The following is a 13,759-nucleotide window of genomic DNA, read 5'->3' on the forward strand; positions in this document are numbered from 1 at the left end:
TGGTGATTGTGAGGCCGTCATCGCGAGCAGGCTCGCTCCCACAATTGGAATGCATACTCCTGTGGGAGCGAGCCTGCTCGCGAATGGCTGCACCGCCGATTTACAGTTTTTCCAGCGCCAGATTCAACTCAAGCACATTCACCACCGGCGGGCCTACCAGTGGCTGCTCGATGTGGGCATCCAGCAGTTGCTGCAGGGTCGCCACCGGCAGGTTGCGTGCCGTCGCGACACGCGCCAGTTGATAGGCAATCGCCGCCGGTGGCAAGTGCGGATCGAGACCGCTGCCAGACGTAGTGACCAGCGCCAGGGGCACCGGTCCCTGGCCTGGCACCAGCAGTTTGCTGGCATCGTCGATCACCCGCGTCGCCAGCGCCGGGTTGCTCGGTGCCAGGTTGCTGGCACTGCTCGACACGGTGGCAAAGGCACCGGCCGAAGGACGCGGGTGGAACCAGGCGTCGCCAACGAAATCCTGGGCGATCAGCGAGGAACCGCGAACCTTGCCCTCGGCATCCCGCACCAGGCTGCCGTTGGCCTGATCCGGGAATGCAACCTGGGCCACGCCCGTGACCACCAGTGGATAAGCGACGCCGGTGATCAGCGTCATCAGGACCAGCAGGCTCAGGGCCGGGCGTATCAATGTGGACATTTCAAAATCCTCTAATTGTAGGAGCGAGCTTGCTCGCGAAGAACCGGAGGGCACTGCGCTCATGCAGACAGAACGCGTTATCGTTAACTTCCATCGTCGGAACGCCGCCCGGAGCAAGCTCGCTCCTACAGTGGGTGGGTGTGTGAGTGTGCTTAAACCCAATGCAACGCCGTCAACAGCATGTCGATCGCCTTGATGCCCACGAACGGCACCAGGATCCCGCCCAGGCCGTAGATCAGCAGATTGCGCCGCAGCAACGCCGCCGCACTTGCCGCGTGAACCCGCACTCCGCGCAGTGCCAGCGGAATCAGCACCACAATTATCAGGGCGTTGAACACGATCGCCGAGAGAATCGCGCTCTGCGGACTGCTCAGATGCATCACGTTGAGCACACCCAGTGGCGGATAGATCGCGGCGAACAGTGCCGGCAGGATCGCGAAGTACTTGGCCACGTCGTTGGCGATGGAAAAGGTCGTCAGCGCACCGCGGGTGACCAGCAACTCCTTGCCGATTTGCACCACGTCCAGCAACTTGGTCGGGTCGCTGTCGAGGTCGACCATGTTGGCCGCTTCACGGGCCGCTTGCGTACCGTCGTTCATTGCCATGCCGACATCCGCCTGGGCCAGGGCCGGGGCGTCGTTGGCGCCGTCGCCGCACATGGCGACCAGGCGACCGTCGTTTTGCTCGTGACGAATGCGCGCCAGTTTTTTCTCCGGCGTGGCTTCGGCCAGCACATCGTCCACACCCGCTTCAGCGGCGATGGCGGCAGCGGTCAACGGGTTGTCGCCGGTAACCATGACGGTGCGGATCCCCAGTTTGCGCAACTCGGCGAAACGCTCGCGGATACCGGGCTTGACCACGTCCTTGAGGTGGATCGCCCCGAGCAACTTGCCGTCGGCACACACCAGCAACGGGGTGCCGCCGCTTTGGGCGATCTTGTCGATTTCACGGGACAAGGCAGGTGCCAGGTCAGCACGCTTGCGGCCAACGAACGCCAGCAACGAATCCACCGCGCCCTTGCGGTACACGCGCCCCTGATAGTCGACACCGGACAAGCGGGTTTCGGCACTGAATGGCACGGCTGTCAGCACCTCAGCGGACGGTTCCGGTTGCGGATGGGTGCCGCGCAGGTATTCGACTATTGACTTGCCTTCCGCGGTGTCGTCGGCCAGCGACGCCAGTAGTGCGCCTTCGGCCAGCTCCCTGGCTGTCACGCCAGGCGCGGCATACACCGCCGAACAACGACGGTTACCGAAGGTGATGGTGCCGGTCTTGTCCAGCAGCAGAACGTGCACGTCCCCCGCTGCTTCCACCGCACGACCGGATTTGGCGATCACGTTCAGGCGCACCAGGCGATCCATCCCGGCGATACCGATGGCCGACAGCAAACCGCCAATGGTGGTCGGAATCAACGTAACCAACAGCGCCACCAGGAACACCAGCGGCAGGCTGCCGTTGGCGAAGTGGGCGAACGGTTGCAGGGTCACCACGACCAGCAGGAAAATCAGGGTCAGGCCGATCAGCAGGATGTCGAGCGCCACTTCGTTCGGGGTTTTCTGCCGTTTGGCGCCTTCGACCAAAGCGATCATGCGGTCCAGGGTCGACTCGCCGGGGTTGGCAGTGATCTTCACCAGCAGCCAGTCGGACACCAGCCGTGTGTTGCCGGTAACGGCTGAGCGGTCGCCACCGGACTCGCGAATCACCGGCGCCGATTCACCGGTGATCGCCGCTTCGTTGACCGCCGCGATGCCTTCGATCACTTCGCCGTCACCGGGGATCATCTCCCCTGCTTCGACGCGCACCACATCGCCTTTGCGCAGGTTGGCGGCGGGCACCACCTGAAAGCTGCCGTTGCCGGTTTTGCGCCGGGCGCTGAGGCCTTCGCTACCGGCCTTGAGGCTGTCGGCGCGGGCCTTGCCGCGACCTTCGGCCAAGGCCTCGGCGAAGTTGGCGAACAGCACGGTGAACCACAGCCACACAGCGATTTGTGCGGCAACGAAGGTCGGTACTGCCGTGTCGGGAGTGAAGCACAACACGGTGGTCAGGATCGCCGTCAGTTCGACCACCAGCATCACCGGCGCACGCTGCAATTGCCTTGGGTCGAGCTTGACGAAGGCTTGCACCAGCGCCGGGCGCCACAGGGCCGAGATCGCGGTTTTTGGCACTTCGACCGACTTGGTCGGCGACGCAGGTTTTGAAGCAGGAACGTGCATATTCATGATGGATTCCTTAGAAGCCCATACTCAGATGTTCAGCGATAGGACCCAGCGCCAGGGTCGGCAGGAAGGTCAAACCACCCACCAGCAAAATGGTCACGGTCAGCAGGGTCACGAACAGCGGGCCGTGGGTCGGGAAGCTGTTCTGTCCGATCGGCGCGGTTTTCTTCATCGCCAGGCTGCCGGCCAGGGCCAGGACCGGGAGGATGTAGCCGAAGCGACCGATCAACATGCCCAGGCCCAGCATCAGGTTGTGGAAGGGTGTGTTGGCGCCGAAGCCAGCGAAGGCGGAACCGTTGTTGGCGCTGGCCGAGGTGTAGGCGTAGAGCAGCTGACTGAATCCATGAGGCCCAGGGTTGCTCACTGCGGCCACCGGGCCAGGCAGGCTGGCGGCAATCGCGCCGAGCACCAGCACGCCAATCGGCATGACCATCAGGGTCACCACCAGCAGTTGCACTTCCCTGGCTTGCAGTTTCTTGCCGAGGTATTCCGGGGTGCGGCCGATCATCAGGCCGGCGAGGAACACTGCGATCAGCACGTTGAGCAACATGCCGTAGAGCCCGGCGCCAACGCCGCCGAAGATCACTTCGCCAACCATCATGTTGACCAGCGCCACCATGCCGCTCAGCGGGTTAAGGCTGTCGTGCATGCCGTTCACCGAACCGTTCGACGCTGCAGTGGTGGTCACCGACCACAACACAGTGGCGGTAGTGCCGAAGCGCGCTTCCTTGCCTTCCAGCGGCGCAGTCTGTTCGACGGCGACGTTGTTCAGGGCAGGGTTAGGCTGGTATTCAGCCCATAGAGAGGTGGCGCCGCCGATCAGGAACAACGCCAGCATGCAGGCGATGATCGCGCGGCTCTGGCGCAGGTCCTTCACGTAATGGCCGAAGGTGAACACCAGCGCGATGGGGATCAGAATGATCGAGGCCATTTCGAACAGGTTGCTCCAAGCCGTCGGGTTCTCGAACGGATGCGTCGAGTTCACGCCGAAGAAACCGCCACCGTTGGTGCCCAATTGCTTGATCGCAATCTGACTGGCAGCAGGACCCAGGGGAATCACCTGATCGACGCCCTGCATCGTCACTGCATTCACATACTGTGCGAAGGTTTGCGGCACGCCCTGCCAGACCAGATACAGAGCCAGCAGCAGGCACAGCGGCAACAAGCCATAGAGGGTGGCGCGGGTCATATCGACCCAGAAGTTGCCCAGGGACTGGGTGGATTTTCGACCGATGCCGCGGCACAGCGCGACCAGTACCGCCAGACCGGTGGCAGCGCTGACGAAGTTCTGCACGGTGAGGCCAACCATCTGGCTCAGGTAGCTCAGGGACGCTTCGCCGCTGTAAGCCTGCCAGTTGGTGTTGGTCATGAAGCTGACGGCGGTGTTGAACGCCAGCGTCCACTCCTGACCCGGCAGGTTCTGCGGATTCAGCGGCAGGTGGTCCTGGAACAGCAGGATCGCGAACAGCAGCAGGAAACCCGCGAGGTTGAAGGCGAGCAAGGCCAGAGCGTATTTCTGCCAGCTCTGTTCAGTTTTCGGGTCAACCCCGGCCAGCCGGTAGCAGACACGCTCGACCGGCCCGAGGACCGGCGACAGCCACGTGCGCTGACCTTCCATTACCTTGTAGTAGAAGCGCCCGAGAAACGGCGCCGGGACCAAAACCAGGGCAAAAAAACCGAGGATCAGCCAATAGTCATAACTGTGCATAGCCGCTCCTAGTTCCGGTCCGCGCGCAACAGCGCAACCAACAGATAGATGAACAGCCCCACTGCGAGCAGCAGCGACACCCCGTCCAGAACGCTCATGGAAGTTCTCCGTGTTACGGCGTATTGCCGCGTGTGGAGTCATTGTCGGAAAGGAGGCTGTAAAGGAACGAGATCGAGGGGGCGCGCCAGGCATAAAGAAAGCGTAAAGAGTGGGTTTACGCCGGGGTTACAGGGTGCGGGGAGGAGCTCCGGTGCGGAAAAACCGGGAATGTCGCAGGTAGAACTCTAAATTGTGCGCAAGAGTAGTGAGTGACTGGTGCAAGTCGTGGATAATCCCGCCCGATTGGCGCGACGCAACCGAATGGGGTCAAGAACTCTTGCACCTCCCCGCTCGCGCCTGCAAGCTACCGCTATTCGCATTACTGAAAAAGGCTGGCCCAACGTGCGTATCCTTATTACCGGCGGAGCCGGTTTCATAGGCTCGGCCCTTGTCCGCGAGCTGATTCAACACACTGAGCATGATGTGCTCAACCTGGACAAACTGACGTATGCCGGCAATCTCGAATCGCTGACCAGCATTGCCAACGACACTCGCTACGAGTTCGTTCAGGCCGATATTGTCGATCAGGCGACCGTCAGTGCGGTGCTGGCGCGCTTCCGGCCTCACGCAATCATGCACCTGGCAGCGGAGTCCCACGTCGATCGTTCCATCGACGGGCCATCGGAATTCATCCAGACCAACATCGTCGGCACCTACAGCCTGCTCGAAGCCAGCCGCGCCTATTGGCAAGCCCTCCCGGAGCCTGAGAAAAGCGCCTTCCGCTTTCATCACATTTCCACTGACGAGGTTTACGGCGACCTGCACGGTGTCGACGATCTGTTTACGGAAACGACGCCCTACGCGCCGAGCTCGCCCTACTCCGCCAGCAAGGCTGCGTCCGATCACCTGGTCCGAGCCTGGCAGCGAACCTATGGCTTGCCGGTGCTGCTGACCAATTGCTCGAACAATTACGGGCCGTTCCACTTCCCCGAGAAACTGATTCCGCTGGTCATCCTCAATGCCTTGGCCGGCAAGCCGCTGCCGGTGTATGGCAATGGCCTGCAAGTGCGCGACTGGCTGTTCGTCGAAGATCACGCCCGGGCACTGCTCAAAGTGGTGACCACCGGCACCGTCGGCGAGACCTACAACATCGGCGGGCACAACGAACAAAAGAACATCGACGTGGTGCGTGGCATCTGCGCCCTGCTTGAAGAACTGACACCGCACAAGCCAGAGGGCGTTGCGAATTACGCCGACCTGATCACGTTCGTCCAGGATCGCCCTGGTCATGACCTGCGCTACGCAATCGACGCCAGCAAGATTGAACGCGAACTGGGCTGGGTACCCGAAGAAACCTTCGAAACCGGCCTGCGCAAAACCGTTCAATGGTATCTGGACAACATGCAATGGTGCCGCCGTGTTCAAGACGGTAGTTACCAGGGTGAGCGCCTTGGCGCCATCAATCCCAAGGAGCTGCTCGCATGATGAAAGGCATCGTTTTGGCGGGTGGCTCGGGCACACGCCTGCACCCGATTACGCTTGGAGTGTCGAAACAGCTGTTGCCGGTCTACGACAAACCAATGATCTACTATCCGATCTCGGTGCTGATGCTGGCCGGCATCAAGGATATCCTGCTGATCTCCACCCCGCAGGATCTACCCCAGTATCGCAATCTGCTGGGCGACGGCAGCCAGTTCGGGGTGAACTTCAGCTTTGCCGAGCAGCCATCACCGGACGGTCTGGCCCAGGCTTTTCTGATTGGCGAAGAGTTCATTGGCGATGACCCTGTGTGCCTGATCCTGGGCGACAACATCTTCCATGGCCAGCACTTTGGCGAACAATTGCAGAACGCGGCAAAACGCACTTCCGGCGCCACCGTGTTCGGTTACTGGGTCAAAGACCCCGAGCGCTTCGGCGTGATCGATTTCGACAAAGATGGCCGTGCGCTTTCGATCGAAGAGAAACCGAAAAAGCCGAAATCCAGCTATGCCGTTACCGGCCTGTATTTCTACGACAACGATGTGATCGAGATCGCCAAGGCGGTGAAACCTTCGCCTCGCGGCGAGCTGGAAATCACCGACGTCAACAATGCCTATCTGCAACGTGGCGATCTGCAGGTCGAGCGTTTTGGTCGAGGATTCGCCTGGCTCGACACCGGCACCCACGATAGCTTGCTCGAAGCCTCTCAGTACGTGCAGACCATCGAACACCGCCAAGGCCTCAAGGTCGCCTGTCTCGAAGAGATCGCCTATGAACATGGCTGGATCGACCGCGAACAGTTGCTGGAGCGCGCCCGGTACTTTGGCAAAACCGGGTATGGTCAGTACCTGGCCAAACTGGCAGGGGAAGAGCAATGAACCTGTACGAGCCCGATACGTCCGGTAACGAGACTGGACTGTTCCCGTGAAAATACTCATCAATGGCCGACACGGTCAGGTTTCACATGAATTGCAACGGCGGCTGGGGGCTGCCGGCGAACTGATCGTATTGGGTCGCGATCAGCTCGATCTAGCGCAACCCGATCAGATTCGCCGTCAGGTGAAAAACGTCCGGCCCGATCTGATCATCAACGCTGCGGCCCATACAGCGGTTGATCTGGCAGAAAGCGAGCCGCAATCAGCTTTTGCCATAAACGCGGTAGCTCCCGGCATCCTTGCCGAAGAAGCGCTGGCTCTCGACATCCCGTTGATACATTACTCCACGGACTATGTATTCGACGGGACGAAAGTCGGACCTTACAACGAGGACGACACGCCAAATCCGCTCGGGGTGTACGGCAAGAGCAAACTGGCCGGTGAGCAGGCCATCAGGGACGTGCAAGGTAAGCATCTGATCCTGCGTACCAGTTGGGTCTATTCAACTCATGGCCGCAACTTTCTGCTGACGATGCAGCGTTTGCTCCAAGAGAAACCGGAGTTACGCGTAGTCGCCGATCAAATCGGCGCACCTACATGGGCCGGTACAATCGCCAACAGCACCCTCGCCCTGATTGAACGCTGGCAGGCGAACGACGTTGCCAACTGGGGTACTTACCACCTGAGCGCTCAAGGTGAAACCTCCTGGTTTGGCTTCGCCCAGGCGATCGGCGAAGCATTGCGACAACAGGGCAAACCCTGCGCCGACCTGTTGCCGATCCCGTCCAGCGACTACCCGACACCCGCAGCCCGGCCGCTCAACTCGCGCCTGGATTGCAGTCGCTTGCAGCGTGATTGGGGTGTCAGTCAACCAGACTGGCAAACCGCGTTGCGCGAGTGCCTCACTCAGCAAGCCTGAGCATCAACCGCTGCCCGCACCTGCATTGAAATACCAAACCTGCGTGTTGCAGCGGTGTTGGGGAGCGGGTATGCGGGCTTGCTCGCGAAAGCCGCATTTGCAACAACTGCGCCCCTGACTGACGCACAAAATTCGTGCATCCAGTGGCGAACATCCCCGATACGACAGCTTTCAGCCCATTACGACGTACAATCGCTAAATGGCACGCCCGCTGCACTGGCCTCCCCCGAGCTTTCCAAACCACTCAGGGAGCAAACCCATGAACACACAACTCAAACCCACGCTGGGCACCTTGCACCTGTGGGGCATTGCGGTCGGGCTGGTGATTTCCGGAGAGTATTTCGGTTGGAGCTATGGTTGGGGCGTGGCCGGGACTTTGGGTTTTCTGGTGACCTCGTTCATGGTCGCCACCATGTACACCTGCTTCATCTTCAGTTTCACCGAACTGACCACCGCCATTCCTCACGCTGGCGGTCCCTTTGCCTACAGTCGTCGTGCCTTTGGCGAGAAAGGCGGCTTGATCGCCGGACTGGCGACACTGATCGAATTCGTCTTCGCCCCACCGGCGATTGCCCTGGCCATCGGCGCCTACCTCAATGTCCAGTTTCCAGCCCTGGACCCGAAGCACGCGGCAGTCGGTGCCTATATCGTGTTCATGGGCCTCAACATCCTCGGCGTGAAACTGGCAGCGACCTTCGAATTGGTGGTTTGCGTGTTGGCGGTCGCCGAACTGCTGGTGTTCATGGGCGTGGTCGCCCCGGCATTCAGCTTCAGCAATTTCGCCCTCAATGGCTGGGCCGGTTCCGACGTATTCGGTGCTCCGGCGATTGCCGGGATGTTCGCGGCGATCCCCTTTGCCATCTGGTTCTTCCTCGCCATCGAAGGCGCAGCCATGGCCGCCGAAGAAGCCAAGGACCCGAAACGCACGATTCCCAAGGCTTACATCAGCGGTATTCTGACCTTGGTGCTGCTGGCGATGGGCGTGATGTTCTTCGCCGGTGGCGTCGGTGACTGGCGCACCTTGTCGAACATCAACGACCCGCTGCCACAGGCAATGAAAACCGTGGTCGGCGAAAGCTCGGGCTGGCTGCACATGCTGGTGTGGATCGGCCTGTTTGGCCTGGTGGCGAGTTTTCACGGGATCATCCTCGGCTACTCGCGGCAGTTCTTCGCCCTCGCCCGGGCCGGTTACCTGCCGGCGTCCCTGGCCAGATTGTCGCGTTTTCAAACCCCCCACCGGGCGATCATCGCCGGTGGCGTGATCGGCATTGCAGCCATCTACAGCGACGGCTTGATCAACCTCGGCGGCATGACGCTGACCGCCGCAATGATCACCATGGCCGTGTTCGGCGCCATCGTGATGTACATCATGAGCATGCTCAGCCTGTTCAAACTGCGTAAAACCGAGCCGAACCTGGAACGCACTTTCCGCGCCCCCTGCTACCCGCTGGTGCCGTTCATTGCACTGATGCTGGCGGTGGTATGCCTGGTGGCGATGGCCTGGTTCAACACGTTGATCGGCCTGATCTTCCTGGGCTTCATGGCGGCAGGTTTCGTGTACTTCATGCTCACGGCGCAATTGCGCGCCAACGCACCGGCGGATGCGATGCTGACCGGACATTGAATGCGTTCGAGTGAACCTTGAACAACAGGCATAGAATGGGAGTGATAGCGATGGAACTGCGATGAAACCCCATCACTCAAAGTGCTATGCACGATCGGTTGGCGACCCCTCGCCGACCGCCTGCTTTCAAGGAGAGTCCTATGCCCTGGTATGCCTGGTTGATTCTGGTCGTTGCCATCGGCTCGATTGTTGGTGGTCTGATGCTGCTGCGCGACACCGCCAACAAGGTCGAACTGACCGAAGAGCAACGTAAGCGCGTCGCCGAACGCAATGCGGAAATGGACGCCAAGGAAGCGCAGGACCGCTGACTGAAAACCCCGCCTTGAACGGCGGGGTTTGTTTTTGCGTGAAATCTCCTGAAATCATGCCGCTTAGTGCCCATATCGATGCATCTGCATGATTTTAAGAAGTAGAAGTACAGTCACCATGCAATTTTCATTGGTTAATATGGCCGCATTGATGCGGAGATATCAGATGCGTTACTCGCAGGACCATAAAGCCCAGACCCACCAACGCATAATCAAGGAAGCTTCAGCGCGATTTCGACGCGACGGTATAGGCGCGACCGGACTGCAACCTCTGATGAAGGCATTGGGCTTGACCCACGGTGGCTTTTACTCGCATTTCAAGTCAAAAGACGAACTGGTAGAGAAAGCCTTGCAAGAGGCTGGCGTACAAGTCGACGAGTTGTGCGCACAAATCTTCGCCGAGGAGCATCCTCTTGAAGCCTTCATCGACGCTTATCTGTCCGAATGGCATCAAACCTCACCTCAGGAAGGCTGCCCGCTGCTGACCATTTCTTCGGAACTGGGGCTGCGTGGTCAACCGAGTCCCACCAGCGACGTCGTACTCCAGGCGCGACTCGATCAGATCCAGCACACCCTTGACGGAGAGCGCACCACCGAACGCAGCATCGTCATCATGTCTACGCTGGTCGGCGCGTTGCTGTTATCGCGCAGCGTCGCCGACGCCGAGTTTGCCCAACGGATTCTCGACGTCGCACGCGATCACCTCAAGCACTCGCAGGATTAACCCTGCCAACGCTTGAACAACACACTGGCATTGACCCCGCCAAATCCGAAGCCATTGGACAACGCGTACTCGATGGCCATTGGCCGCGCTTTGCCATGAACGATGTCGACACCTTCAGTGGCAGGGTCCGGGTTCTCGAAATTGAGGGTCGCCGGCACGATCTGGTCACGGATCGCCAGCAGCGTAAAGATCGCTTCGAGTCCTCCCGCTGCACCGAGCAAATGCCCGGTCGCCGACTTGGTCGATGTCACAGCGATACCATTTTGTGCACCGAACAACGCCTTGATCGCCGCCAGTTCACCCAGATCCCCCACTGGAGTCGAGGTTGCATGAGCATTCAGATGCTGAACCTGAGCCGGTGAAACACCTGCCTGTGCCAATGCCAACGACATTGCTCGACGCGCACCGCTGCCGTCCTCGGGGCCGGCGGTCAGGTGATAGGCATCGGCGCTGGTGCCGTAGCCGACCAGCTCCGCCAGAGGGTGGGCGCCCCGCGCCAGCGCATGCTCCAGAGACTCGATGACCAGCAGCCCGGCCCCTTCTCCCATGACAAATCCATCGCGACCACTGTCGAAAGGTCGCGAAGCGCGCTCAGGCGTTTCGTTGTAAGCGCTGGACAAGGCACGAGCAGCCGCAAACCCGGCAAGGCTAACCCGATCGATCGCCGCTTCCGCACCACCGCACACCGCGATATCCGCCTCCCCCGCACGAATCAGCCGCGCCGCGTCGCCAATCGCCTGAACCCCGGCGGCGCATGCCGTGACCGGCGCGCCTAATGGCCCTTTGAAGCCATGCTGGATCGACACATGACCTGCCGCGAGGTTGACCAGAAATGAAGGGATGGTGAATGGAGACAAACGTCTCGGACCACGGCTATCGGTGGTGCGCACCGCCTCGGCAATCGCACCGAAACCACCCACACCTGAACCGATGATGGTGGCCGTGCGCTCCTGGGCATTGGCGTCCAATGCTTGCCAGCCGGCTTGCTCCAGTGCCTGACGCGCCGCTTCCATGGCGAACAGGATGAAGCGATCCATCTTCTTCTGTTCCTTGGGTGGGGTTGCCCGATCCGGATCGAACCCCGCCTCCGGATCGTCAGCCAGCGCAAGCACTGCACCGCCAACTTTGGCCGGCAGATCGGCAACCACGTCATCCGGCAAGTTACGCAGGCCGGAACGCCCGGCCAGCAGCCGCTCCCAGACCACTTCGACACCGCTCCCCAGCGGCGATACCAGGCCCATGCCCGTTACAACCACACGACGATCATTCATACCGCAATACCTCAGTCGATTAGGGGCGTTTCATTTGTAACGCGCAGCGGCTTTGCTCTTGGAAAGATTGGGCGCCATCACATGGCGTGCCGCAACAAAGGCATCCCAGTCAGCGGGATCCGGCAGCGAAGGAATGGTGACCAACTCGCCCTGATCCAGACCCGACAGTGCCGCATCGACCATCTCGCCCGCTTCCATGACCATCTCGGCCGGAATCTGCGAAGCATCAATACCGGAGCGTTCCCAGATTTCGGTGCGCGTCACCCCAGGCAATACGGCCTGAACCTTGACCCCGGTGCCATCGAGTTCGGCATTCAACGACTGGCTCAGGCTCAATACATAGGCCTTGCTGGCGCTATAGGTGGCGTTGAAGCGTTCGGGAAACAGCGCTACCACTGAAGCAATGTTGATGATGGTACCCCGGCGCGCCTTGGAAAAACTGGCAGCCGCGGCCGATGCCAATCGCGTCACCGTTGTAACATTCAACTGAATCATTCGCTCCAGTTGATCGGTATTGGCGTTGGCCAACAAGCCATCCGCGGCCACGCCGGCATTGTTCAGTAAAAGGCTGATGCTCGAATCGCTGCGCAGACGCTGTTCAACTTTCAGCACGTCGTCCTTCTGCGTCAGATCTGCCTTGAGCACCTCCACCTGAACCCCATGAGCATTGCGCAACGCGCATGCCGCGACTTCAAGCCGCTCTTGGTCACGAGCGACCAGCAACAAATCAAAACCTCGCGCTGCTAACCGCTGCGCGTAAATCGCACCGATACCGGAAGATGCACCAGTGACGAGGGCGGTGCCTTGGGACTGAATGGACGTCATGACTTTGCTCCTGGGAGATGCCAGAGGGATAGATAAGCGCCTGAGTCTCAGCGCGCCTGGACGAGCGGAGCATTTATTATACGCATAATTTAATCAGTATATGATAGTCGTAATTTTTTCATCGCCGACGGAAGGCAAAGCTTCGCAGCAGTCACCAAAATGAAAAAAGGCCGGTCAATGACCGGCCTCCAAGGCTGATCTACAAGCTTAGTTCAACCGAGAATTCTCGCGATTCTTATCTGGCAGGGCCTTGCCGAGACCCTTCACTTCGAACAACTCGTCGAAGGACACAAGCAGATCATTACTCTCGCGATACGTAACAATCGACGGAGCCTTGGTCTCCCCAAACACCGGGTAAATCACGCTGCAACGTCGGCGCATCGGCCTTGTCAAGATCCACTGTGCCAGATTGCGCATTCGCTGAAGCCTTCATCACCACCGGAGCCTTGGTAGGCTCCGGCTTCCCTGCAGGCGCGGCATTCGCAGTAAAAGAGGTGCTGGTGGGCAGGGCAAAAACCTGGGGGTAGAAATAGCCCGTACGCATAAATGGCGCTCCATGACATCGGTTGAGGAAGCAGCTTTTCCGAAACGGCTTCCTCAAACCGGGCAACGTAGGAGGATGTCAAAAGTGTGTCTGTTGCGGGATGTGAGACAATCAAAGGTCGAGATGAATGAGTTTGGCCAGATAACTTTCTTCAATGTAAACGCAGGAGTTTGCAGAACGATTCCAGCAGCTGTGTGATGAACGAAGAGTGTCTGAACAGAATTTACTTAAATCGCCAATCTTTCCGAATAAATTATCTAGCAATACCGGAAATTAAATAAAAAGGGAAAGATTAACTATAAGAGTCGCGTGTAGCGTCTTGAGAAGATGCGCCATCAATAGGTCAATGGCACGATTGAAACCAGACAGCGCTCCGTGAAGAGGCAGTGGATGGAACTGATTCCTCCCCCTTTAGAATTGCCAAAATAGCCTGTGGATTGCCGAGTCACCAACCGCAGCATCTTCCAGGCGAGCAAGTTTGGTCAACCACGGCAGAAATCGCAGCCTCCGCCGATCGGTTAGAACTGGAGGACCATGGCTGTAGACAGGGCATTGAAAAACCGTGAAAATCGGCAGCTGCC

Annotated in this window: 12 protein-coding genes and 1 pseudogene; 6 read left to right on the top strand and 7 right to left on the bottom strand. The window is 59.5% G+C overall.

Annotation, left to right across the window (positions count from 1 at the left end):
* Positions 1-100 precede the first annotated feature (100 nt).
* From kdpC to kdpF, 4 genes are all read right to left on the bottom strand, one after another.
* Positions 101-646 carry a potassium-transporting ATPase subunit KdpC gene (gene kdpC / locus AC3ITY_RS24550; RefSeq protein ID WP_489305512.1) on the bottom strand — a complete coding sequence of 182 codons (546 nt, stop codon included), beginning with the start codon at positions 644-646 and terminating at the stop codon, positions 101-103.
* A gap of 152 nt (positions 647-798) precedes the next feature.
* On the bottom strand, positions 799-2,865 hold the full coding sequence (gene kdpB, locus AC3ITY_RS24555) for a potassium-transporting ATPase subunit KdpB (protein WP_489305513.1): 2,067 nt from the start codon (positions 2,863-2,865) through the stop codon (positions 799-801).
* A 10-nt stretch (positions 2,866-2,875) separates the two neighbouring features.
* Positions 2,876-4,570: a potassium-transporting ATPase subunit KdpA gene (gene kdpA, locus AC3ITY_RS24560; protein ID WP_489305515.1), complete on the bottom strand. Its 1,695-nt coding sequence runs from the start codon at positions 4,568-4,570 to the stop codon at positions 2,876-2,878.
* 8 nt (positions 4,571-4,578) lie between these two features.
* Positions 4,579-4,668 carry a K(+)-transporting ATPase subunit F gene (gene kdpF, locus AC3ITY_RS24565; RefSeq protein WP_007899818.1) on the bottom strand — a complete coding sequence of 30 codons (90 nt, stop codon included), beginning with the start codon at positions 4,666-4,668 and terminating at the stop codon, positions 4,579-4,581.
* A gap of 343 nt (positions 4,669-5,011) precedes the next feature.
* On the opposite strand from kdpF, the gene rfbB reads away from it, so the two are divergent.
* From rfbB to AC3ITY_RS24595, 6 genes are all read left to right on the top strand, one after another.
* Positions 5,012-6,094 (top strand): dTDP-glucose 4,6-dehydratase, encoded by a 1,083-nt coding sequence (rfbB, locus tag AC3ITY_RS24570; protein ID WP_489305516.1) that lies wholly within the window; start codon positions 5,012-5,014, stop codon positions 6,092-6,094.
* Positions 6,091-6,966, top strand: a complete 876-nt coding sequence (rfbA, locus tag AC3ITY_RS24575; protein WP_150726263.1) for a glucose-1-phosphate thymidylyltransferase RfbA — start codon at positions 6,091-6,093, stop codon at positions 6,964-6,966. The genes rfbB and rfbA overlap by 4 nt, the downstream gene beginning before the upstream one ends.
* A 46-nt stretch (positions 6,967-7,012) precedes the next feature.
* Positions 7,013-7,882, top strand: coding sequence for a dTDP-4-dehydrorhamnose reductase (gene rfbD / locus AC3ITY_RS24580; protein ID WP_489305517.1), 870 nt, complete (start codon positions 7,013-7,015; stop codon positions 7,880-7,882).
* A gap of 259 nt (positions 7,883-8,141) precedes the next feature.
* On the top strand, positions 8,142-9,506 hold the full coding sequence (gene eat / locus AC3ITY_RS24585) for an ethanolamine permease (RefSeq protein WP_489305518.1): 1,365 nt from the start codon (positions 8,142-8,144) through the stop codon (positions 9,504-9,506).
* Positions 9,507-9,646: 140 nt separating this feature from the next.
* On the top strand, positions 9,647-9,814 hold the full coding sequence (locus tag AC3ITY_RS24590) for a DUF2897 family protein (RefSeq protein ID WP_007985427.1): 168 nt from the start codon (positions 9,647-9,649) through the stop codon (positions 9,812-9,814).
* Positions 9,815-9,980: 166 nt separating this feature from the next.
* Complete coding sequence (locus AC3ITY_RS24595) at positions 9,981-10,538, top strand: TetR/AcrR family transcriptional regulator (RefSeq protein WP_489305520.1); 558 nt, start codon at positions 9,981-9,983, stop codon at positions 10,536-10,538.
* Here the strand turns inward: AC3ITY_RS24595 and fabF are convergent.
* From fabF to AC3ITY_RS24610, 3 genes and pseudogenes are all read right to left on the bottom strand, one after another.
* Positions 10,535-11,809 (bottom strand): beta-ketoacyl-ACP synthase II, encoded by a 1,275-nt coding sequence (gene fabF, locus AC3ITY_RS24600; RefSeq protein ID WP_489305522.1) that lies wholly within the window; start codon positions 11,807-11,809, stop codon positions 10,535-10,537. The genes AC3ITY_RS24595 and fabF overlap by 4 nt on opposite strands.
* 30 nt (positions 11,810-11,839) lie before the next feature.
* Entirely contained in the window at positions 11,840-12,634 is a 795-nt protein-coding gene (locus tag AC3ITY_RS24605; RefSeq protein ID WP_489305524.1) for an SDR family NAD(P)-dependent oxidoreductase, read from the bottom strand.
* 207 nt (positions 12,635-12,841) lie between these two features.
* Positions 12,842-13,178 (bottom strand): annotated as a pseudogene (locus AC3ITY_RS24610) (ComEA family DNA-binding protein).
* Positions 13,179-13,759: the final 581 nt, after the last annotated feature.

It is taken from the genome of Pseudomonas sp. GL_091 (assembly GCF_057837725.1).